The organism is Pseudomonas danubii, assembly GCF_042980055.1.
GTDB classification, from domain to species: Bacteria; Pseudomonadota; Gammaproteobacteria; order Pseudomonadales; family Pseudomonadaceae; genus Aquipseudomonas; species Aquipseudomonas danubii.
Map to the genome: position 1 here is coordinate 2271636 of NZ_CP116502.1, position 21314 is coordinate 2292949.

The 21314-nt window shown below is 62.2% G+C and carries 25 protein-coding genes; 11 read left to right on the top strand and 14 right to left on the bottom strand.

Annotated elements, in window-relative coordinates; genetic code table 11:
* The first annotated feature begins 51 nt into the window (after positions 1-51).
* The 3 genes from PFZ56_RS10525 (at position 52) to cysN (ending at position 3871) form a co-directional block, all read left to right on the top strand.
* Complete coding sequence (locus tag PFZ56_RS10525) at positions 52-810, top strand: Nif3-like dinuclear metal center hexameric protein (RefSeq protein ID WP_170001147.1); 759 nt, start codon at positions 52-54, stop codon at positions 808-810.
* Positions 811-1045: 235 nt separating this feature from the next.
* Positions 1046-1963, top strand: coding sequence for a sulfate adenylyltransferase subunit CysD (cysD, locus tag PFZ56_RS10530; RefSeq protein ID WP_102861165.1), 918 nt, complete (start codon positions 1046-1048; stop codon positions 1961-1963).
* Positions 1964-1972: 9 nt separating this feature from the next.
* Entirely contained in the window at positions 1973-3871 is a 1899-nt protein-coding gene (gene cysN / locus PFZ56_RS10535; RefSeq protein WP_110653379.1) for a sulfate adenylyltransferase subunit CysN, read from the top strand.
* A 120-nt stretch (positions 3872-3991) separates the two neighbouring features.
* Here cysN and PFZ56_RS10540 read toward each other — a convergent pair whose 3' ends face one another.
* The 3 genes from PFZ56_RS10540 to PFZ56_RS10550 are packed head-to-tail and all read right to left on the bottom strand — an operon-like array spanning position 3992 to position 7393.
* Complete coding sequence (locus PFZ56_RS10540) at positions 3992-4897, bottom strand: acyltransferase (RefSeq protein WP_102878384.1); 906 nt, start codon at positions 4895-4897, stop codon at positions 3992-3994.
* Positions 4898-6997 carry a phosphate acetyltransferase gene (gene pta, locus PFZ56_RS10545; RefSeq protein ID WP_102878385.1) on the bottom strand — a complete coding sequence of 700 codons (2100 nt, stop codon included), beginning with the start codon at positions 6995-6997 and terminating at the stop codon, positions 4898-4900.
* A 57-nt stretch (positions 6998-7054) separates the two neighbouring features.
* On the bottom strand, positions 7055-7393 hold the full coding sequence (locus tag PFZ56_RS10550) for a DUF3565 domain-containing protein (protein WP_102861709.1): 339 nt from the start codon (positions 7391-7393) through the stop codon (positions 7055-7057).
* Here PFZ56_RS10550 and PFZ56_RS10555 point away from each other — a divergent pair.
* The 3 genes from PFZ56_RS10555 to PFZ56_RS10565 all read left to right on the top strand — a co-directional run bounded on the left by PFZ56_RS10555 (position 7362) and on the right by PFZ56_RS10565 (position 9742).
* Positions 7362-7847, top strand: a complete 486-nt coding sequence (locus PFZ56_RS10555; RefSeq protein WP_102861169.1) for a peptidylprolyl isomerase — start codon at positions 7362-7364, stop codon at positions 7845-7847. The two genes, PFZ56_RS10550 and PFZ56_RS10555, sit on opposite strands and share 32 nt — an antisense overlap.
* A gap of 122 nt (positions 7848-7969) precedes the next feature.
* Positions 7970-8452 carry a glutathione peroxidase gene (locus PFZ56_RS10560; RefSeq protein ID WP_102861170.1) on the top strand — a complete coding sequence of 161 codons (483 nt, stop codon included), beginning with the start codon at positions 7970-7972 and terminating at the stop codon, positions 8450-8452.
* 186 nt (positions 8453-8638) lie between these two features.
* The gene (locus PFZ56_RS10565; protein ID WP_102861171.1) at positions 8639-9742 is read left to right on the top strand and encodes an NADH:flavin oxidoreductase; all 1104 of its coding nucleotides are present in this window, start codon (positions 8639-8641) and stop codon (positions 9740-9742) included.
* Here the strand turns inward: PFZ56_RS10565 and PFZ56_RS10570 are convergent.
* Positions 9739-11019, bottom strand: coding sequence for a glycosyltransferase family 1 protein (locus PFZ56_RS10570; protein ID WP_102878388.1), 1281 nt, complete (start codon positions 11017-11019; stop codon positions 9739-9741). The genes PFZ56_RS10565 and PFZ56_RS10570 overlap by 4 nt on opposite strands.
* Before the next feature lie 45 nt (positions 11020-11064).
* Positions 11065-11814: a sulfate transporter CysZ gene (cysZ, locus tag PFZ56_RS10575; RefSeq protein WP_102878389.1), complete on the bottom strand. Its 750-nt coding sequence runs from the start codon at positions 11812-11814 to the stop codon at positions 11065-11067.
* Between the two features lie 310 nt (positions 11815-12124).
* Here cysZ and trxB point away from each other — a divergent pair, with 310 nt between their 5' ends.
* Positions 12125-13087, top strand: coding sequence for a thioredoxin-disulfide reductase (gene trxB / locus PFZ56_RS10580; protein ID WP_060837566.1), 963 nt, complete (start codon positions 12125-12127; stop codon positions 13085-13087).
* Between the two features lie 146 nt (positions 13088-13233).
* Here trxB and PFZ56_RS10585 read toward each other — a convergent pair whose 3' ends face one another.
* The 6 genes from PFZ56_RS10585 to PFZ56_RS10610 form a co-directional block, all read right to left on the bottom strand.
* Positions 13234-13572 (bottom strand): HopJ type III effector protein, encoded by a 339-nt coding sequence (locus PFZ56_RS10585; RefSeq protein ID WP_102861174.1) that lies wholly within the window; start codon positions 13570-13572, stop codon positions 13234-13236.
* A complete protein-coding gene (locus tag PFZ56_RS10590; protein WP_110596025.1) occupies positions 13565-13861 on the bottom strand; it encodes a DUF1244 domain-containing protein in 297 nt (98 codons plus the stop codon). Before PFZ56_RS10590 ends, PFZ56_RS10585 begins: the two co-directional genes overlap by 8 nt.
* A 58-nt stretch (positions 13862-13919) precedes the next feature.
* Entirely contained in the window at positions 13920-14300 is a 381-nt protein-coding gene (folX, locus tag PFZ56_RS10595; protein ID WP_102878391.1) for a dihydroneopterin triphosphate 2'-epimerase, read from the bottom strand.
* Positions 14301-14302: 2 nt separating this feature from the next.
* Positions 14303-14863 carry a GTP cyclohydrolase I FolE gene (gene folE, locus PFZ56_RS10600; protein WP_102861177.1) on the bottom strand — a complete coding sequence of 187 codons (561 nt, stop codon included), beginning with the start codon at positions 14861-14863 and terminating at the stop codon, positions 14303-14305.
* A gap of 23 nt (positions 14864-14886) precedes the next feature.
* Positions 14887-15597: a dihydromonapterin reductase gene (gene folM / locus PFZ56_RS10605; RefSeq protein ID WP_110596027.1), complete on the bottom strand. Its 711-nt coding sequence runs from the start codon at positions 15595-15597 to the stop codon at positions 14887-14889.
* Positions 15598-15722: 125 nt separating this feature from the next.
* A complete protein-coding gene (locus PFZ56_RS10610; protein WP_170001146.1) occupies positions 15723-16292 on the bottom strand; it encodes an antibiotic biosynthesis monooxygenase in 570 nt (189 codons plus the stop codon).
* Positions 16293-16501: 209 nt separating this feature from the next.
* On the opposite strand from PFZ56_RS10610, the gene PFZ56_RS10615 reads away from it, so the two are divergent.
* Positions 16502-17461: a MerR family transcriptional regulator gene (locus tag PFZ56_RS10615; RefSeq protein ID WP_110596028.1), complete on the top strand. Its 960-nt coding sequence runs from the start codon at positions 16502-16504 to the stop codon at positions 17459-17461.
* Between the two features lie 18 nt (positions 17462-17479).
* On the opposite strand, the gene PFZ56_RS10620 is transcribed toward PFZ56_RS10615, so the two are convergent.
* Positions 17480-18085 carry a hypothetical protein gene (locus PFZ56_RS10620; protein WP_102861181.1) on the bottom strand — a complete coding sequence of 202 codons (606 nt, stop codon included), beginning with the start codon at positions 18083-18085 and terminating at the stop codon, positions 17480-17482.
* Positions 18086-18138: 53 nt separating this feature from the next.
* Positions 18139-18612: a PAS domain-containing protein gene (locus PFZ56_RS10625; RefSeq protein WP_102861182.1), complete on the bottom strand. Its 474-nt coding sequence runs from the start codon at positions 18610-18612 to the stop codon at positions 18139-18141.
* 159 nt (positions 18613-18771) lie between these two features.
* On the opposite strand from PFZ56_RS10625, the gene PFZ56_RS10630 reads away from it, so the two are divergent.
* Positions 18772-19227, top strand: a complete 456-nt coding sequence (locus PFZ56_RS10630; RefSeq protein WP_110596029.1) for a flavodoxin — start codon at positions 18772-18774, stop codon at positions 19225-19227.
* On the opposite strand, the gene PFZ56_RS10635 is transcribed toward PFZ56_RS10630, so the two are convergent.
* Positions 19208-20104: a LysR family transcriptional regulator gene (locus PFZ56_RS10635; RefSeq protein ID WP_170001145.1), complete on the bottom strand. Its 897-nt coding sequence runs from the start codon at positions 20102-20104 to the stop codon at positions 19208-19210. The genes PFZ56_RS10630 and PFZ56_RS10635 overlap by 20 nt on opposite strands.
* Before the next feature lie 98 nt (positions 20105-20202).
* Between PFZ56_RS10635 and PFZ56_RS10640 the strand changes: the two genes are divergently transcribed.
* Both PFZ56_RS10640 and PFZ56_RS10645 read left to right on the top strand, forming a co-directional pair.
* A complete protein-coding gene (locus PFZ56_RS10640) occupies positions 20203-20589 on the top strand; it encodes a CidA/LrgA family protein (protein WP_170001144.1) in 387 nt (128 codons plus the stop codon).
* Entirely contained in the window at positions 20579-21265 is a 687-nt protein-coding gene (locus PFZ56_RS10645) for an LrgB family protein (protein WP_060837578.1), read from the top strand. The genes PFZ56_RS10640 and PFZ56_RS10645 overlap by 11 nt, the downstream gene beginning before the upstream one ends.
* Positions 21266-21314 lie beyond the last annotated feature (49 nt).

A 21314-nucleotide genomic window follows, 5' to 3' on the forward strand; every position in this document is an offset into this window, starting at 1 on the left:
GCATTATACGAGGCCGCGCGCGCCTCTGAACGGGATATTTAGGAGTCTTTTATGGCCGTTGCCCTGAGCACACTGGTGGAAGAAGCGGACCGCTACCTGGGCAGTTCACGCATCGCCGACTATTGCCCCAATGGCTTGCAAGTCGAAGGACGCCCGCAGGTGATGCGCATCGTCAGTGGCGTGACCGCCAGCCAGGCGTTGCTGGACGCAGCCGTGGAGGCCAAGGCCGATCTGGTGCTGGTGCATCACGGCTACTTCTGGAAAGGCGAGAACCCCTGCATCACCGGAATGAAGCAGCGTAGGTTGAAAACCCTGCTCAGGCACGACATCAGCCTCTTGGCCTATCACCTGCCCCTGGATCTGCACTCGGAGGTGGGCAACAACGTGCAGTTGGCCCGGCAGTTGGATATCACCGTGGAAGGCCCATTGGACCCGGAGAACCCCAAGGTCGTCGGTCTGGTCGGTTCCCTCAGCGAACCCATGACGGCGCGGGACTTTGCCCGGCGGGTGCAAGAAGTGATGGGCCGCGAACCCTTGCTGATCGAAGGCAGCGAGATGATCCGCCGGGTCGGCTGGTGCACCGGCGGCGGCCAGGGCTACATCGACCAGGCGGTCCAGGCCGGCGTTGACCTGTACCTGAGTGGTGAGGCTTCGGAACAGACCTTCCACAGCGCCCGGGAAAACGACATCAGCTTCATTGCTGCCGGTCACCACGCCACCGAGCGTTATGGCGTCCAGGCCCTGGGCGACTACCTGGCCCGGCGCTTTGCCCTGGAGCACCTGTTCATCGACTGCCCCAACCCGATCTGACCCCGTGCAGGAGCCGGCTTGCCGGCAAAAAGATCTTCAGCCCTGAGGTGCGCTTGAAAGTGCCTTCGCTGGCAAGCCAGCTCCTACAGAGGGGCGTTTGGGGGCTAACGGAGCGGTATATTCATATACCGTTTCGTTCTAGTTGGCGTCCTGATTAGAAGCAGGTCGCTGTGCTAGCATGCCCCGCTCGAACACGGCCCGCTGGCCGTCCATAAGAAAGCTTTCGTGAGTAGCCATGGTCGACAAACTGACGCATCTGAAACAGCTGGAGGCGGAAAGCATCCACATCATCCGCGAGGTGGCCGCCGAGTTCGACAACCCGGTGATGCTGTACTCCATCGGTAAAGACTCCGCCGTGATGTTGCATCTGGCCCGCAAGGCGTTCTTCCCCGGCAAGCTGCCGTTCCCGGTGATGCACGTCGATACCCAGTGGAAATTCCAGGAAATGTACAAGTTCCGCGATCGCATGGTCGAGGAGCTGGGGCTGGACCTGATCACCCACGTCAACCCGGATGGCGTGGCCCAGGGCATCAACCCGTTCACCCACGGCAGTGCCAAGCACACCGACATCATGAAGACCGAGGGCCTCAAGCAGGCTCTGGACAAGTACGGTTTCGACGCCGCATTCGGCGGTGCCCGTCGCGATGAAGAGAAGTCCCGCGCCAAGGAGCGCGTCTACTCGTTCCGCGACAGCAAGCACCGCTGGGATCCGAAGAACCAGCGCCCCGAGCTGTGGAACGTCTACAACGGCAAGGTCAACAAGGGCGAGTCGATCCGCGTGTTCCCGCTGTCCAACTGGACCGAGCTGGACATCTGGCAGTACATCTACCTGGAAGGCATCCCGATCGTGCCGCTGTACTTCGCCGCCGAACGTGAAGTGATCGAGAAGAACGGCACCCTGATCATGATCGATGACCAGCGCATCCTCGAGCATCTGTCCGATGAAGAGAAAGCCCGCATCGTCAAGAAGAAAGTGCGTTTCCGTACCCTTGGCTGCTACCCGTTGACGGGCGCGGTGGAGTCCGAGGCCGAGAGCCTGACGGACATCATCCAGGAAATGCTCCTGACGCGAACTTCCGAGCGCCAGGGTCGGGTCATCGACCACGATGGCGCCGGCTCGATGGAAGATAAAAAACGTCAGGGTTATTTCTAAGGGGCTGTCATGTCGCATCAATCTGATTTGATCAGCGAGGACATCCTCGCTTACCTGGGCCAGCACGAACGCAAAGAGCTGCTGCGCTTTCTCACCTGCGGTAACGTCGACGACGGCAAGAGCACCCTGATCGGGCGTCTGCTGCACGACTCGAAGATGATCTACGAAGACCATCTGGAAGCCATCACCCGGGATTCGAAGAAGGTCGGCACCACCGGTGACGACATCGACCTGGCGTTGCTGGTCGATGGCTTGCAGGCCGAGCGCGAGCAGGGCATCACCATCGATGTCGCCTATCGTTATTTCTCCACCGCCAAGCGCAAGTTCATCATCGCCGACACCCCCGGCCATGAGCAGTACACCCGCAACATGGCCACCGGTGCTTCCACCTGTGACCTGGCGATCATACTGGTGGACGCCCGCTACGGTGTGCAGACCCAGACCCGTCGTCACAGCTTCATCGCCTCCCTGCTGGGCATCAAGCACATCGTCGTGGCCATCAACAAGATGGACCTCAAGGACTTCGACCAGGGCGTGTTCGAGTCGATCAAGGCCGACTACCTGAAGTTTGCCCAGGGTTTGAAGATCCAGCCCACCAGCCTGCACTTCGTGCCAATGTCGGCCCTCAAGGGCGACAACGTGGTGAACAAGAGCGAGCGTTCGCCCTGGTACACCGGCCAGTCGCTGATGGAAATTCTCGAGACTGTGGAAGTGGCGGGTGACCGTAACTTCACCGACCTGCGTTTCCCGGTGCAGTACGTCAACCGTCCGAACCTGAACTTCCGTGGTTTTGCCGGCACCCTGGCCAGCGGCATCGTGCACAAGGGCGACGAAGTCGTGGTGCTGCCGTCGGGCAAGAGCAGCCGGGTCAAGTCCATCGTCACCTTCGAGGGCGAGCTGGAGCAGGCAGGTCCAGGCCAGGCCGTGACCCTGACCATGGAAGACGAGATCGACATCTCCCGTGGCGACCTGCTGGTGCATGCCGACAACGTGCCGCCGGTCACCGACAGCTTCGAAGCCATGCTGGTGTGGATGGCCGAAGAGCCGATGCTGCCGGGCAAGAAATACGACATCAAGCGCGCCACCAGCTACGTGCCGGGTTCGATTGCCAGCATCACTCACAAGGTTGATGTGAACACCCTGGAGGAGGGCGCGGCCAGCGCGCTGCAACTGAACGAGATCGGCAAGGTCAAGATCAGCCTCGACGCGCCGATTGCCCTGGATGGCTACGAAAGCAACCGCACCACCGGTGCTTTCATCGTTATCGACCGCTTGACCAACGGCACCGTCGGCGCCGGCATGATCATCGCCCAGCCAGTGGCCCATGGCAGCGTCACCCATCACGGCAAGCTGGCCCATGTGGCCACTGAGGAGCGTGCCCTGCGTTTCGGCCAGCAACCGGCCACCGTGCTGTTCAGCGGCCTGTCGGGCGCTGGCAAGAGCACCCTGGCTTATGCGGTGGAGCGCAAGCTGTTCGACATGGGCCGTGCGGTGTATGTGCTCGATGGTCAGAACCTGCGTCACGACCTGAACAAGGGTCTGCCACAGGATCGTGCCGGGCGTACCGAGAACTGGCGCCGTGCGGCTCACGTGGCCCGTCAGTTCAACGAAGCTGGCCTGCTGACCCTGGCCGCGTTCGTGGCGCCGAGTGCCGAAGGGCGCGAGCAGGCCAAGGACCTGATCGGCAAGGATCGTCTGCTGACGGTTTACGTCCAGGCATCGCCTGCGGTGTGCGCTGAGCGTGATCCTCAAGGCCTGTACGCTGCCGCTGGGGACAACATCCCGGGCGAGTCCTTCCCCTATGACGTGCCGCTCAATGCCGATCTGGTGATCGACACCCAGGCGCTGTCGGTGGAAGAGAGCGTCAAGCAGGTGCTGGACCTGTTGCGTAGCCGCGGCGCGATCTAAGCCGTAGCCAAAAGCCCGCAGTCGAGTGATCGGCTGCGGGCTTTTTTGTGCGCTGCAGATAGCGTCAGCCGGCCAGGACGGTGCAGCTACGCAGGCGCTGGCCTGCCAGCGAACAGGCCCTCAGGGCTTTGCCGGATACTCGCGATGCAGTTCTTCCAGCAGCGCGTCCTTGTCCAGCCACTGCTGGTTGATCCAGCCCTGGAATGCCTGGCGATAGGTCGTGTCCTGCTCGTAGTTCTTGCCAATGAACTGCGGTGGAATCTGCACTTCCTCAAAGCGCACCACCACCTCCTTGACCCTGCCGCACAGCAGGTCCCAGAAACCGGGCCGGCCAGCGGGGTAGTGGATGGTCACATCGATGATCGATTGCAATTGCTCGCCCATGGCATCCAGGACAAAGGCGATGCCGCCGGCCTTGGGCTTGAGCAGGTAGCGGAACGGCGACTGTTGCTGGGCATGCTTGCCTTCGGTGAAGCGCGTGCCTTCGACGAAGTTGAAGATCCCCACCGGGTTGTTGCGGAACTTCGCGCAGGTCTTGCGGGTGGTTTCCAGGTCCTTGCCCTTTTTCTCCGGATGCTTTTCCAGGTAGGCCTTGGAGTAGCGCTTCATGAACGGAAAGCCCAGGGCCCACCAGGCGAGGCCAATCACCGGCACCCAGATCAGCTCCTGCTTGAGGAAGAACTTCAGCGGGCGGATGCGGCGGTTGAGCACGTACTGCAGCACCATGATGTCGACCCAGCTCTGGTGGTTGCTGGTGACCAGATAGGAGTGCTGGTAATCCAGGCCTTCAAGGCCCTGAAGGTGCCAGCGAGTGCGGCACACCAGCTGCATCCAGGCCTTGTTGTTGCTGATCCAGGCTTCGTGGGTGTGGTTCATCAGCCAGTGGGTGAAGCGCTGGGTGAGGGCGAAGGGCAGGGCCTTGCAGATCGCCACGCAGAACAGGAACGAGCACAGCAGGATGGTGTTCAGCGCCAGCAGGATCGAGGCGATGATCCCGCGCACGGCGGCAGGTAGAAATTCCAGCATTTAGGCATCCATGGGTCGGTTGGCGGCTTGAATCGCGGTCAGGGCGATGGTGTAGACGATGTCATCCACCTGGGCGCCCCGGGGCAGGTCGTTCACAGGCTTGCGCAGGCCTTGCAGCATCGGCCCCAGGCTCACGCAATCGGCACTGCGTTGCACGGCCTTGTGGGTGGTGTTGCCGGTGTTCAGGTCGGGGAACACGAAAACCGTGGCCTTGCCTGCCACCTGGCTGTTGGGGGCCAGTTGCCGGGCGACGTTTTCGTTGGCCGCGGCATCGTATTGCAGCGGGCCGTCGATCAACAGCGAACGCTGGGCTTCATGGGCCAGCAGGGTCGCCTCGCGGACTTTCTCCACTTCTTCGCCGCTGGCCGAGTCGCCGCTGGAGTAGCTGATCATGGCCACTCTTGGAGTAATGCCGAACGCCGCCGCCGAGTCGGCACTCTGCAAGGCGATCTCCGCCAGTTCGCTGGCGCTGGGGTGCGGGTTCATCACGCAGTCGCCGTAGACCAGCACCTGCTCGGGGAACAGCATGAAGAATACCGAGGACACCAGGGTGCAGCCCGGGGCGGTCTTGATCAGTTGCAGGGCCGGGCGAATGGTGTTGGCGGTGGAATGGATGACCCCCGATACCAGGCCATCCACCTCATCCAGGGCCAGCATCACGGTGCCGATCACCACCGGGTCCTCCAGTTGCTGCTCGGCCATGGGTGCGTTGAGGCTCTTGCTCTTGCGCAAGGCCACCATGGGCTCCACGTAGCGCTCGCGAATCAGGTCCGGGTCGAGAATCTCCAGGCCTTCGGGCAACTCGATGCCCTGGGCCCGGGCGACCGCATGCACTTCCTCTGGCTTGGCCAGCAGTACACAACGGGCGATGCCCCGGGCCTGGCAGATGGCGGCGGCCTGCACGGTCAAGGGTTCGCTGCCTTCGGGCAGGACGATACGCTTGTTGGCGTCCTGTGCCCGCTGGATCAACTGATAGCGGAACACCGCCGGCGACAGGCGCATTTCCCGCGGAGTGCCGCAGCGCTGGTGCAGCCAGTTGGCGTCCAGGTGGCTGGCGACGAAGTCGGTGATGATTTCCGCGCGCTCGCGGTCATCGATGGGGATTTCCTTGTTCAGGCCATTGAGCTGGTTGGCGGTGTCGTAGGACCCGGTGCTGACCGACAGCACCGGCAGGCCGGCGTTCAGGGCACCACGGCACAGATCCATGATGCGCGGGTCGGGCAGGGTGTCGCTGGTCAGCAGCAGGCCGGCCAGGGGCACACCGTTGATCGCCGCGAGACTCACGGCGAGGATGATGTCGTCGCGATCCCCCGGGGTCACCACCAGTACGCCGGGCTTGAGCAGTTCCACGGTGTTGCGCATGGTGCGGGCGCAAATGATGATCTTGGTCATGCGCCGGGTTTCATAGTCCCCGGCATTGAGCACCTGGGCGCCCATCAGGTCGGCTACGTCGCGGGTGCGCGGTGCGTTCAGTTCCGGCTGGAAGGGAATGCAGCCCAGCAGGCGGAAGTCGCCGCTGCGCAGCAAGGGCGAGTGCTCCTTCAAACGGGCGGAGAACGCCTCCATGCTTTCGTCGGTACGCACTTTGTTGAGGATCACCCCCAGCACTTTCGGGTCTCGCGGGCCGCCGAACAACTGCGCCTGCAACTCGACCCGTCCCGACAGCTCGGTGAGCACTTCGTTTTCCGGAGCAGAGACCAGGATCACTTCGGCATCCAGGCTTTTGGCCAGGTGCAGGTTGACCCGGGCGGCGTAGCTGGCGCTGCGGGTCGGTACCATGCCTTCGACGATCAGCACGTCCTTGCCGATGGCGGCCTGCTGGTAGAGGGTGATGATTTCCTCTAGCAATTCATCCAGCTGGCCGTCGCCGAGCATTCGCTCCACATGGGCCAGGCCCAGGGGTTGTGGCGGCTTCAGGCCGTGGGTCCGGGCTACCAGCTCGGTGGAGCGCTCGGGGCCGGTATCACCGGGGTGGGGCTGGGCAATGGGCTTGAAAAAGCCGACCTTGAGGCCGGCCCGTTCCAAGGTACGCACCAGCCCGAGGCTGATGGAGGTCAGACCCACACCAAAATCGGTGGGCGCGATAAAAAAAGTTTGCATGCGAGTTCTCAGAAGGTGCATGGCAAAGGCGACGGTCTGCAGCCGTCTGCCTGGTCGTCAGGCGCTAAGGTTATCGTTATCCGGTGCTTGAGCACACCAGCCGCAGTCAAAGCGCTGGCCTATTTTTTCCGCCCGCAACTGCGGGTCCAGTACCCAGGCCCGGGATTGCCAGGGCGGCAAGTGACGCAGGTGCTGGGTATGCCCACAGGACAGTTCGGCCACCCAATGACCCTCTTCGTCCTGATGGAAACCGCAGATTGTCGAGTGATTTTTCACGTTCCGTTGGTCCGGGTTCCGTTCGCTTTCGAGCGATTGCTTCGCTAAACTTGCCCGTTCTTCATTCTTATGCAAAAGGTCCCGCCCCATGCTGATCGCCGCCAATAAGGCTGTCTCCATCGACTATACCCTCACCAACGATGCTGGTGAGGTCATCGACAGCTCTGCCGGCGGCGCCCCGCTGGTTTACCTGCAAGGCGCAGGTAACATCATTCCTGGTCTGGAAAAGGCTCTGGAAGGCAAGCAAGTCGGTGACGAACTGAACGTCTCCGTGGAACCTGAAGATGCCTACGGCGAATACGCTGCCGAACTGGTCAGCACCCTGAGCCGCAGCATGTTCGAAGGCGTCGACGAACTGGAAGTGGGCATGCAGTTCCACGCGTCCGCTCCGGACGGCCAGATGCAGATCGTGACCATCCGTGATCTGGACGGTGACGACGTGACCGTAGACGGCAACCACCCGTTGGCCGGTCAGCGCCTGAACTTCCAGGTCAAGATCGTTGCCATCCGTGATGCCAGCCAGGAAGAAGTTGCTCATGGTCACGTCCATGGCGAAGGTGGCCATCACCACTGATTTTCTGCGCTAAGCTCAAGCTTACTGGAGAGGCGCCCGAGGGCGCCTTTTTAGTCCGCGGCTTTTGGCTGTACTGTCGAGAGGCTGTTTTTCTGTAAGAACACAGGAATTTGGAGTTCGTCATGAGTGCTTTTCACGACCTTAAATTGAAAGCCCTGGATGGTCAGGAGCTGCCGCTCGCGCCCTTCAAGGGGCAAGTCGTGCTGGTGGTCAACGTCGCCTCCAAATGTGGTCTGACACCACAATATGCGGCGTTGGAGAATCTCTACCAGCAATACAAGGCCCAGGGATTCAGCGTGCTGGGGTTGCCCTGCAACCAGTTCGCCGGGCAGGAACCGGGCACCGAGCAGGAGATCCAGGAGTTTTGCAGCCTCAACTACGGGGTGACTTTTCCCTTGAGCAGCAAACTGGACGTGAACGGTCCCGAACGTCATCAGCTGTACCGTTTGCTGGCGGGCGAGGGCGCGGAGTTTCCCGGGGATATCACCTGGAACTTCGAGAAATTCCTGTTGGGCAAGGACGGTCGGGTACTGGCGCGTTTCTCGCCCCGTACCGCTCCGGATGATCCGACTGTGGTCCAGGCCATCGAAAAAGCCCTGAGCTAAGGACTGCCGGGCCCCTCTTTCACGCCGCTGCAATGCGGCGTTTTTGCATCTAGATCACTCAAATCAATAATGCTGTGCAGCACTGTGAGGGGGCCATATTATCCTCATCATAAGTGCGCCGGGGCAGGTACCCGGCGCAGTCTTGTGCGTCGAGTATCGACTCGAGCCTTTTTGTCGGAGTGCAGCATGCCTGTTCAAGCCTTGTTCAAACCCTTTCAACTCGGCGCGCTGGAGCTGCCGAGCCGCGTAGTGATGGCGCCGATGACCCGTTCGTTTTCTCCGGGTGGCGTGCCCAACGCCAAGGTCATCGAGTATTACCGTCGCCGCGCTGCTGCGGGTGTCGGCCTGATCATCACCGAGGGCACCACGGTGGGGCACCAGGCCGCCAACGGTTACCCCAATGTGCCGCAGTTCCATGGCGAGGCGGCCCTGGCCGGGTGGAAGAAGGTGGTGGATGCGGTCCACGCCGAAGGTGGCAAGATCGTTCCGCAACTGTGGCATGTGGGTAATGTGCGGCGCCTGGGCACCGAGCCGGACGCCAGCGTGCCCGGCTATGGCCCGACCGAGAAGCTCAAGGACGGCAAGGTGCTGGTGCATGGCATGACCCACCAGGACATCCAGGAAGTGATCGCAGCCTTTGCCCAGGCCGCCAAGGATGCCCAGAGCATCGGCATGGACGGTGTGGAAATCCATGGTGCCCACGGTTACCTGGTGGACCAGTTCTTCTGGGAGGGCACCAACCAGCGCACCGACGAATACGGCGGCGACCTGGCGCAGCGCTCGCGTTTCGCCATCGAGTTGATCCAGGCGGTACGGGCTGCCGTCGGCCCGGATTTCCCGATCATCCTGCGTTTCTCCCAGTGGAAGCAGCAGGATTACAGCGCGCGTCTGGTGCAGACCCCGGAAGCTCTGGGCGCCTTCCTCAAGCCGTTGGCAGATGCAGGTGTGGATATCTTCCACTGCTCGACGCGACGCTTCTGGGAGCCGGAGTTCGAAGGCTCGGACCTGAACCTGGCAGGCTGGACCCGCAAGCTCACCGGCAAACCCACCATCACCGTGGGCAGCGTCGGCCTGGACGGCGAGTTCCTGCAGTTCATGGTCAACACCGACAAGGTGGCGCAGCCGGCCAGCCTGGAAAACCTGCTGCAGCGCTTGAACAACGACGAGTTCGATCTAGTGGCCGTGGGTCGGGCACTGTTGGTGGACCCGGATTGGGCGCAGAAAGTCCGTGAAGGCCGTGAGCAGGACATCCTGCCGTTCAGCCGTGAAGCACTGACGACCCTGGTTTAACTTCTGGCCCCGGGCGATGAGGGGGGCAGCCTCCTTGCCGCACCAAGTGTCTCTGTGGCGCTGCGTGGTTCCAGCGCCGCTTCGATCATCCCTTCGTAATCCACGACCGGTGCTGGCTGGCAGACACTGCGCAACTGATCCTCAAACTGTGCGATCACGGCCGGCCAGCCCTGGCGGCTGGCGTGTTGCCGGGCGTTGAGACGTACCCGGCGCAGGGTTTCCGCTTCCTCCAGCAGCCAGCCGGCGGCCTCACAGAACGCGCCTTCATCCCCGGGCATGGCCAGCACGCCGTTGTAGCCATGGCGGATATGCTGGGCTGCAGCGGCCTGATCGTAGGCCACCACCGCCAGCCCGGAAGCCAGGGCTTCCAGCACCACATTGCCGAAGGTTTCCGTGAGGCTGGGAAACAGGAACACATCCCCCGAAGCGTAATGGGCCGCCAGGGCTTCACCCCGCTGACTGCCACAGAACAGGGCCTCGGGCAGGCTTTTTTCCAGGGCGGCGCGTTGTGGGCCGTCACCCACCACGATCAGTTTCATCTTCCGCTGTGGATAAGTGGCCTTGAGTTGCTCGAAGCAGCGCTTGAGCAGGCTCAGGTTCTTCTCCGGGGCCAGGCGCCCGACATGGATCACCGCCAGATCATCGTTGCCCAGGCCCCAGCGGGTGCGCAGCTCATTGAGGCGTTTGGCCGGATGGAACAGTTGGCTGTCGACGCCCCGGGACAGCAGTGCCAGGCGTTCGAAGTGCCGACGCTCCAGCTCCAGGCGCTGACTGGCGCTGGGCACCAGGGTCAGCTTCGAACGGTTGTGGAACCAGCGCAGGTAATGGGTCAGCAAGCGCGTCAGCAAACCCAGGCCGTACTGGCTGGAATACTGTTGGAAGTTGGTATGGAAGCCACTGACCACCGAGATCCCCAGACGTTTCGCCGCCCGCAGCGCGGACAGCCCCAGCGGGCCCTCGGTGGCGATGTAGAGCACGTCCGGGCGTTGGCGTTTCCAGCGTCGCAGCAGTTTGTGCATCGACGACTGGCCCCATTGCAGCCCCGGGTATCCCGGCAGTGGCCAGCCGCGGCACAGCATCAGGGCCTCGTCGCTGGGGCGGCTCTGATCACAACCCTGGCGCGGACGCACCAGTTCCACCTGATGCCCACGGGCACGCAGGCCATCACACAGGCGGCCAAGGGTATTGGCCACGCCATTGATTTCCGGTGGGAAGGTTTCAGTGATGAGGGTGATGTGCAGAGCTGTCGTCATGACCTCAGTGTCGACTGAGGCCATGTCGTCATTGTGACGCCTGGATGATGGATTTATGACACGCCAGCCTTATTTGGCCGGCAGGTTCTCCATCCCGCGCTCACGCACCCAGAACAGCGTCGCCCCGGCCACGGCGGCCGGCATCATCAGGATGTTGACGAAGGGGATCATCAGCGCCAGGTAGACGATGCCGCCAAAACCCAGGCTCTGCCAGCGCTTCTGCCGCAGCCAGACGATCATCTCCTGCCAGCTCATCTTGTTGTTATCCGCCGGGTAGTCGATGTACTGGATGGCCATCATCCAGACGCCGAACAGCAGCCACAGCGGCGCGGCAATCAGGTTGACCACCGGGATCAGCGACAGGATGAACAGGCCGATGGCCCGGGGCAGGAAGTAGCCGAGCTTGCGCATTTCCCGGGACAGGGTGCGGGGGATCATGGCGATCAGTTCGCCCCAGCTGAAGGGCGGGAAATCGTCGGTGCCACGGACCACGATCTCGACTTTTTCCGATAGAAAGCCGTTGAAGGGGGCGGCAATGATATTGGCCAGCATGGTGAAGGTGAAAAACACCATCAACACCACCAGCACCATGAACAGCGGCCAGAGGATGTAGCTCAGAAAGCTCAGCCATTGCGGCAGGGTCGGCATCAGGGTGTCGATCCACAGGCTGAACTGGTGGCCGGCGAAATAGATCAATCCGACGAACAACACCAGGTTGATCACCAGGGGCAGTAGCACGAACAGGCGCAGGCCGGGACTGAGGACCAGCTTCAGGCCTTCACGCAGGTATTGCGGGCCTGACAGTACGGGGGCGGGCATAGAACGCTCCGAGCAGATGGAAAACGCGCCGACCTTACCGGCTTTGCCCGGGGGGCGAAAGCACCGTGAACAGGTCGACATCAACGGTAACAAAGACCCTTTCAAATGGGCCTGCTGAGGATAGAGACCGCCTATGAGCTGGATTGTTAAACCGTATTTCCTTAATCTTCGCCCCCTCTATACGCTTCACCCATTATTTTTTGGACGGTCGAGTTCAAGCCTTCCCCAAGGTTTCGCCGTCCTTTTTTATTCCAGCCGGCAATCCGGCGTTCCGCGCCAGGGCACCCGGGCCGGTCGATAGGAGTGAGTCATGTCTGAAGTACGCCATTCGCGTGTGATTATTCTCGGTTCCGGCCCTGCCGGTTACAGCGCCGCCGTCTATGCCGCCCGTGCCAACCTGAAGCCGCTGCTGATCACCGGTATGCAGGCCGGTGGCCAACTGACCACCACCACTGAAGTCGACAACTGGCCTGGCGACGTGCACGGCCTGACCGGCCCGGCGCTGATGGAGCGGATGCGCGAGCACGCCGAGCGTTTCGAAACCGAAATCGTCTTCGACCATATCAATGCCGTGGACTTCGCTGCCAAGCCTTACACCCTGACCGGCGACAGCGCGACCTACACCTGCGACGCCCTGATCATCGCCACCGGCGCCAGCGCCCGTTACCTGGGCCTGCCTTCGGAAGAAGCGTTCATGGGCAAGGGTGTATCGGCCTGCGCTACCTGTGACGGTTTCTTCTATCGCAACAAACCGGTGGCGGTGGTCGGTGGTGGCAACACCGCTGTCGAAGAAGCCCTGTACCTGGCCAACATCGCCAGCACCGTGACCCTGATCCACCGTCGCGAAACCTTCCGCGCCGAGAAGATCCTGATCGACAAGCTCAACGCCCGCGTGGCCGAAGGCAAGATCATCCTCAAGCTCAATGCCAACCTGGACGAAGTCCTGGGCGACAACATGGGCGTGACCGGTGCGCGCCTGAAGAACAACGACGGCAGCTTCGACGAGCTGAAAGTCGACGGCGTGTTCATCGCCATCGGCCACACCCCGAACACCTCGCTGTTCGAAGGCCAGTTGACCCTCAAGGACGGTTACCTGGTGGTGCAGGGCGGTCGTGACGGCAATGCCACGGCCACCAGCGTCGAGGGCATCTTTGCCGCTGGCGACGTGGCTGACCACGTTTACCGTCAGGCCATCACCTCGGCCGGCGCCGGCTGCATGGCGGCACTGGACACCGAGCGTTACCTGGACGGTCTGCAGAACGCTGCACACTGATTTCCAGGCGATAAAAAAACCGGCGCAAGCCGGTTTTTTTATGGGTATTGCACGGTAGGAGCCGGCTTGCCGGCGAAGAGGCCTTCGGGCCTTGCGCCGCCTGTGCTGACGCCTTCGCTGGCGAGCCCGCTCCTACAGAGTACGGTTCAACGGCGAGTCAGCGGCTGGGCGGCGAACTTGACCCCGGCCAGGCCGTGGGCGATCAGGGCGCGGATATTGCCGTGGTCAGTGCCTTCGGGGGTGGCCAGTACCGAGCGGTAGTGCTCGCCGAAGGCCAGCAGGGCTTCTGTGTCGCTCAGGCCTTCCAACAGGGCCAGGCCCAGGGTCTTGCACGAGCCTTCGTTCTGCCCGGCGGCGTTTTCCACGCCACCGTTGTTGAAGGCCTGAGGCTGGTAGTCGTAACCGGCGGCGACAAAGGCCAGGGTGTCGGCAAAAGCGTGTTCACCGCTGTTCAGGCTGGCGCGCAGGGTGTTCAGATCAGTCATGGGACTTTCCTTTGGCGAACGCCGCTTGCTGCTCGGCGCTGGCTTCTTTCTGGTAGAGATTTTTCCATTCGGCGTAGGGCATGCCGTACACCACTTCACGGGCGTCATCGAGGCTGACCTCGATCTGGCGTTCGTCGGCCTCGGCCTTGTACCACTTGGACAGGCAGTTGCGGCAGAACCCGGCCAGGTTCATCAGGTCGATGTTCTGCACGTCCTTGCGGTTGTCCAGGTGGGCCACCAGGCGGCGAAAGGCCGCGGCTTCCAGTTCCAGGCGTTGTTGTTCGGTCATGTGACTCTCCAATGCAGCGGCAAGCGCCAAGACAGGCGCTTGCCGCTATGGCTGTTCTCTATGAGCCAGCGCGGCTGGCCGCGAGGGTGATCGATACCGATTCGGCAAAGCGCAGGGCGTGGGGTTTGTCGACTTCGACTTCGGCGTACTGCACCGAGAGGTTGCACATCACCAGGTCCAGCAGTTCCTGGGTCAGGCGCTCCAGCAAGGCGAAGCGATTGCCTTCGACGTGGGCAATGATTGCCTTGGTGATGGTGCGGTAGTTCAGCGCGTGATCGATGTCGTTGTCGCGCACCGCATCATGGGCGGGGTACAGGATGGTCAGGTTGATCAGCACATCCTGCTTGTTGAGGATCTCTTCCTCGTTGATTCCGATATAGGTCCGCAGGAGCAGGTCCTTGACTCGGATACGAGCCATTCCTGGCTGAAGTTGTGGCATTGCTACTTGCTCCGTCCAATCAATTGCAGGAATTCCTGGCGAGTGGTGCTCGAGTCGCGAAAGGCGCCGAGCATCACCGAGGTGTGCATGGTGGAATTCTGTTTCTCGACGCCGCGCATCATCATGCACATGTGCTTGGCTTCGATCACCACCGCGACGCCCGCGGCCTGGGTCACGCTTTGCACCGCGTCGGCGATTTCCCGGGTGAGATTTTCCTGGATCTGCAGGCGTCTGGCGAACATATCGACGATCCGGGCGATCTTCGACAGCCCCAGCACCTTGCCGGTAGGAATATAAGCCACATGGGCCTTGCCGATGAAGGGCAGCAGGTGATGTTCGCACAGGGAGTACAGCTCGATGTCGGCGACTATCACCATTTCGTCGCTGTCGGAGGCGAACAGTGCGCCATTGACGATCTCGTCCACCGACTGGCTGTAGCCATGACACAGGTACTGCATGGCCTTGGCCGCGCGCTTGGGGGTGTCGAGCAAACCTTCGCGCTCGGGGTCTTCACCGAGGCCCTTGAGGATCTCGCGGTAGTGTTGGGGCAGGGAAAGGCTCATGCAAGGTCCTCGTGGGGGCCGGCTTATTTGACGTGCCGCCCGCCGTTGACGGTCAAGGTGGTGCCGGTGACATAGGGGTTGTCCAGCAGGTAGCGCAGGCTCTGGTAGATCACTTCGCTGCCGGGTTCGATGCCCAGGGCGGATTTGGCCAGGGTCTTGGCGCGGTACGCCGCGTCGTCGTCGGGGTTGAACAATAGCAGGGCCGGAGCGATGCCGTTGACCTTGATTGCCGGGGCGTATTTTGCCGCGAAGGACAGGGTCAGGCTGTCCAGCCCGGCTTTGCTGGCGCAGTAGGCGATGTGCTTGCTGCTGCCCTTGCGGGTCACGTCGTCGCTGATGTGGATGATGTCCGCCGGGCTCGAACGCTGCAGCAACTCTGCGCAGTGCAGGTTGATCAGGTAGGGCGCGAGCATGTGCACGCTGAACATCCGGGTAAAGGCCGCGCTTTCCTCGCCTGGGCTTTCTTCCAGCCACTCTGAGGCGTTGTGGACGATGGCCCGCAAGCGGTCGGTGTGGTGTTTCACCTCGCTGATCAGGGCCAGGATTCCGGCTTCGCTGGAGAAGTCGGCATGCAGCAGGATCGCGCCTTTTTCCCGCAAGGTCTGCAGGCCCGGGCGGTCGCTGCGGTAAGTGACGATCACCGGCTGCCCGTCTTCCAGCAGGCGCAGGGCGCAATGCAGGCCGACACGCTGGCTGGCACCAGTGATCAGGATCGGAGCGGAGGAGGTGTTCATGAAGGGCTCGCGTCGCGGGTAGGGGAAAACTATACCAGCGGCGGGATGGGTTGTGCCTGTTGCTCGGGGGCTGCGCTGGCAAGCCAGCTCCTACAGGGCGATGTAGGAGCCGGCTTGCCGGCGAATCACGGATTCTGCGTCGAGGCGCTGGTCGGCAGCGGGCGCGCAGGTGTGCTGTTGAGCCAGTTAGCCAGCAGGCGGGTGGACATCGGAATGAAGAGGTAGACCATCAACGGGGTCAACGCCAGGGTGCTGACAAACACCCGGGGCAACAGGCTCAGGTCGCTGAGCAGGGGACCTAAGACGAAGTTGAACAGCAGCGACACCGGGAAGAACGCCAGCCAGATGGCCGCGGCCTGTTTCCAGCGCGGTGGTCGTTGTCCGACTGCGCCGAACCAGCCATCGATACCGCTGACGCGATGTTCCGATGGGTGGGCAAACAAGTCGCTGCCCCGGGCCAGCCAGGCGGTGCGCGAGGCGGAGTGTTCCCAGGTGTGCAGGGTCTGTTCGTCGGCGAAGCGGAAGATGATCTGGAATTCGTCGTCGTCAGGTGGTGGGGCCAGAACGCCGGAACCCAGGTAGCCGGGAAAGTCGGTGGCCAGTTGTTCGCCTTCGCGCAGCCAGGCGATCAGGTCCTGGTAACGGCCGTCGGCAACGCGCCGGGCAACCATCAGGGTGACGGGTGAGGTAGACATTATGTATCTCCGTAAACCAATGCGCGGCCTGGGTAAGGCAGTCGCTGACGTGGCACCGGGGTAGTGGGCCGCGCCTGAATCAAGCAAGGATTATTCCTGATTGGCGCGAGGCTACCAATGACACCGGTCGGTTTTTCTCGCGCTTGAAGCATTTGCACCTGGGGAGAGTAGAATGGCCGCCACTTTGTTTACTGGTGTTTTCTCCCCAGATGCCCGTCATGACTGAACCTGTCCCTGTTGCTCCGGCTCCTGACCCTGCCCGTCAGGATGAGCTGTTTCCGATCCGTGAAGTGGCGCGCCTGACTGGAATCAACCCGGTGACCCTGCGGGCCTGGGAACGACGCTACGGTCTGATCCAGCCGACGCGCACCGAAAGCGGGCATCGCCTGTATTCCATGCACGATGTTGAGGCGGTGCGGGAGATTCTGGGTTGGATCGAGCGCGGTGTGGCGGTAAGCAAGGTCGGCAAGATTCTGGCCAAGAGCCGGGCAGACCAGGCTCAGGCCAAGGTGTCGGTGGACGACGGCCTGCAAGGTGAATATGGCCAGTGGCGCGATCAGTTGAAGCTGGCGGTGAGCGCTTTCGATGAAGAGCAACTGGAGCGTCTCTACGGCCAGGTCTTCTCCAGCTACGCCTTGCCGGTGGTGTTCCAGGACATTTTCCTGCCGTTCTGGAAGCAACTGCTGCAGGACCGGGAGACTTTCGGTCAGACCAGCGAGTGGTTGTTTCTGGATGGTTTTTTGCGGGCGCGGATCACGCAAAGGCTGTTGTTGCAGCGTGCCACTCAGAACCGGCAACTGCTGCTGACGGCGCTCAGCCCGCAGTGCCGCGAACTGGAGCTGCTGGTGGCGGCACTGATGCTCGGGCATGACCAGGTCGGTGTCCGCCTGCTGGGGCCGGGAGCACCGCTGGATGAACTGACCCTGGTCTGCGAAAAACTCAAGCCTGTGGCCCTGGTGGTGTTCTCCAATCACGCGCCGACGGCGGAGTTGCCCAAGCGCCTCAAGCGTCTGGCGCTGACTCTGGACTGTCCATTGATGCTTGCCGGAGATGCGGCGGACCTGGCTCAGGAAAGCTTCAGCGGTTCGCCGGTGGCGTGCCTGGGAAATGAGGGGCGTCTGATGCAGAAGCGCCTGCGGCAGTTCCTCAGCGGTCGCCTGGATACCTGAAACGGCTCTCGGTCAGCTTCAGGCGTGCAGGGCCGGATGGGTATGGCGGTGCTGCTGGAGGATGAACTGGCGCAGGCGTTCGGTTTCTTCCGCGTCACTCTGATCCAGGCGATAGGCATAGAAACCGGCTTCGGTCTGGCGCTCGAAGCGCCCGTGCAGGGCAATCCGTTCATATCCCGAAGGGCTGAACCACTGGGCGAACTGCTTGGGGGGCCGGGTCCGGTTGCGGATCTCCAGCAATACGCCCTTGAACGACACCTCCCGCACCCACAGGCGTCCAGGCTGGCCCCTGGAGTTTTCCAGGGCCACCGGCTCTTCCAGCGTCAGGCGCCAGGGCCGGATCATGGGGCCGTCCTCGAAGATGCTCGGCACCCCCAGGCGTAGATGCAGGGCATGGAATTCATCTTCCACCAGATGCAGGGGGAAGGTCATCTGCTGGTTGTCGAAATGGGCCTGGATGGTGACCTTTTCATTGGCAGCCAGACGGGTCAGCAGGTCACGGATCTGCGAGCCGCCATTGACCAGCAGGCTCGATGTGGCATCGCGCACATTGAGCTGCGGGTTGTGCTGCATGGTTTGGATGAAGTCCAGTTCATCCTGGGTGAGGAGAGCGTCACGCTGCATGATGTTGCTCGAAGGGTGAAGGACAAATCGGTGGGGAATATCCCTACAGACCACTAAATCTGCGACTTATTAGAGCCGTCGGTCGCCTTGAGGGCCGCGAGCTCGGCTTGCACTGCGGCCAGTTGCTGCTCCAGCTGGAGCAAGCGTTGCTGCGCCTTGATCTGCACACTGACGTCTTTCTGCACGCCAATGAAATAGGTCAGTTGATCGCTGTCGTTGAATACCGGGGTGATCGACAGTTCGTTCCAGAAGTGGCTGCCGTCCTTGCGATAGTTGCGCAGCACCTCGCGGCAAGGCTGCCCCTGGCTCAGGGCCTGGCGAATCCGTTCCAGCCCCGGCTGGTCACGGTCTCCGGACTGCAGGAAACGACAATCCTGATACAGCACTTCGTCGGCGCTGTAGCCGGTCAGTCGCTCGAAAGCCGGGTTCACGTAAATCACGATGTTGTCTTCGCCTTCCTGTTCCGCGACCACAATCCCGTCGTTGGAGGCGTTGATCATCTTTTGCAGCAGATGAGCGTTGATCATCCCGAAGTTCCGCTATCAATCAGCAAGTGTTGAATTGAATTCTAAGTCACGCTGGCACGCTGTCCACAGGCGCTTTTGAGCGGTGCGGGCAGCAGAAGCGGGATTTTACTCCGTAGCTGGTAATATCCCAGTCTTTTAGTCAGCTTCAGGAACAGATTGATGAAAGTCGCCATCCTTTCCGGCTCGGTGTACGGCACGGCTGAAGAAGTCGCCCGGCACGCCGCCAAGCTCCTCAACGCCGCAGGTTTCGAGGCCTGGCACAACTCGCGGGCCACTTTGACCGAGCTTCAGGCCTTCGCACCGCAGGCGTTGCTGGCCGTGACCTCGACCACCGGCATGGGCGAACTGCCAGACAACCTGCTGCCGCTGTATTCGAGCATTCGCGATCAGTTGCCCGCCGCCTGGCGTGGGCTGCCCGGAGCGGTAATCGGCCTGGGGGATTCCAGCTACGGCGATACCTTCTGTGGCGGTGGCGAGCAGATGCGTGAGCTGTTTGCCGAGCTGGGAGTGGAAGAAGTGCTGCCGATGCTGCGCCTGGACGCCAGCGAGAGCGTGACCCCGGAAACCGATGCCGAGCCCTGGCTGGCCGAGTTGGTCAGCGCCCTGCGGGGTTGACCGGCTGTTCTCGTAGCAGCGCCAGCCAGGCTTGCGCTGCCTTGGACAGATACGCGCCCTGGCGCCAGATGAAGGCAATGTCCCAGCGCAGATAGTCCGGGGCCTTCAGCGTCAGGCGCACCACCCCCGGCCGCACCAGGCCGCGGGCCACCACACTGGGCAGCAACACCACACCTTGACCGGCGGCCACCAGCGCCGCAAGAAAGTCTGCCTGGCCGCTACGTCCCCCTTCCTTTGGCGTGAAGCCCACCTGCTGGCAGGCCTGGAGCAGCCGGTCGTTGAGCACAAAGCTGCGCTGATAGAGGAGGAAGGGCGTATCGGCCAGTTCTTCCAGGCGCACCTGGGCGTTCAGCGCCAGGGGATGATCGGCGGGCAACAAGGCATCCAGGGGTTCATCGCAGAAGGGTTGATAGGCAAACGCCGGGTCCTTGGGGGTCAGGCTGCCCCCCAGTTCCAGCTCGCCACTGCGCACGGCCTGCTCGACATTCAGGCTGCCGCCTTCGAGCAGTTGCACCTGGATATTCGGGTAGCGCCGGCGGTATTCGGCGAAACGGCTGGCGAACAGTGCATCGCTGCCCAGCAGCGGCAGACCCAGGCGCAGTTCACCCCGTGCCAGATGGCTCAGGTCATCCAGTTCGCTGAGCAGTTCATGGCGCAGGCGCAGCATGTCCTCGGCCCGCTGCAGCACCACGCCGCCGGCGGCGGTGAGATGAATGTGCGAGCCCTGGCGCTCCAGCAGGGGCGTGCCCAGGCTTTGCTCCAGCTGCGCGATCTGCTTGCTGACCGCCGACTGGCTGATGTGCAGGGTCCTGGCCGCCTGGGTGAAACCGCCCTGGCGGATGACTTCGACAAAACTGCGCAGTTGTTTGAAATCCATGGTGGTAATTCCAGATTGGAATGGTTTCAAGTCTAACAATTCGCTTCGGTGATGCAGGGGCTTTTCATAAAATGGGCCCCTAAGAGGACTCAACCACCATGAACATTTCCACCTGTAAACGCCTGGGCCGCCTGATTGGCGAATTGGCAGCGCTGCTGGCCATCTATTTTCTCGGTTGCCAACTGGCTACCTGGCTGCCCTGGCCGATTCCCGGTGGGGTTATTGGCCTTGCGCTGTTGCTGCTGGCCTTCGCCCTGGGCTGGGTCAAGCCGGCGGCCTTGCAACTGGGGGCCGGCCTGCTGATGGCGGAGATGCTGCTGTTCTTCATTCCGGCGCTGATGAGCTTGCTGGACTACGGCGGACTGCTGCGTCAGGACGGCTGGCGGATTCTGCTGGTGATCGGTATCAGCACCCTGCTGGTGATGCTGGTGACCGCACTCACGGTGGAGATGGTCTGCCGCTGGAGGATGCGCCATGAAGCTTGAACTGATGCCGATGTTCTGGCTGGCCCTGACCCTGGGGGCGTATCTGTTCAGCCGCTGGATCTACCGGCGCACCGGGCGCTACCTGCTATCGCCGTTGATCCTGGTGCCGGCCCTGCTGCTGGCAATTGCGGTGCCGCTGCACACCGCCTATGCCGAATACGCCGCCAACACCCACTGGCTGATGCTGGTGCTGGGGCCGGTGACGGTGGCCTTTGCGATTCCCATCTGGCAGCAGCGCCAGTTGCTGATGCGCCACTGGTCGGCCCTGTTGCTGGGCATGCTGGCGGGCAGCGCCGCGTCCATCGGCAGTTCCTTCGGCTTGGCGAAGATGCTGGCCCTGGACAGCTCGGTGACCCTGTCCCTGGTGCCACGTTCCATTACCACGCCGTTCGCCATGCCCCTGGCCCATGACCTGGGCGGCGTGCCTGAGTTGACGGCGGTGTTCGTGATGTTCACCGGGGTGTTCGGTGCCATGCTCGGCGGTGTGCTGCTGCGCTGGCTGCCCTTGCGCAGTGCCCTGGCCCGGGGCGCGCTGTTTGGTGTCGGTGCCCACGGAGCCGGAGTCAGCCGGGCCCATGAAGTTGGGGGGGAAGAGGGCTCGGTGGCCGGTCTGGTGATGGTGTTGACCGGGTTGCTGAACCTCTTCGCGGCCCCTTTGCTGGCGTCTGTGCTTTGACGCAAAGCCGCGGATCAGAGCCTTCTCTCCGGCTGACCCGTACGGTCAT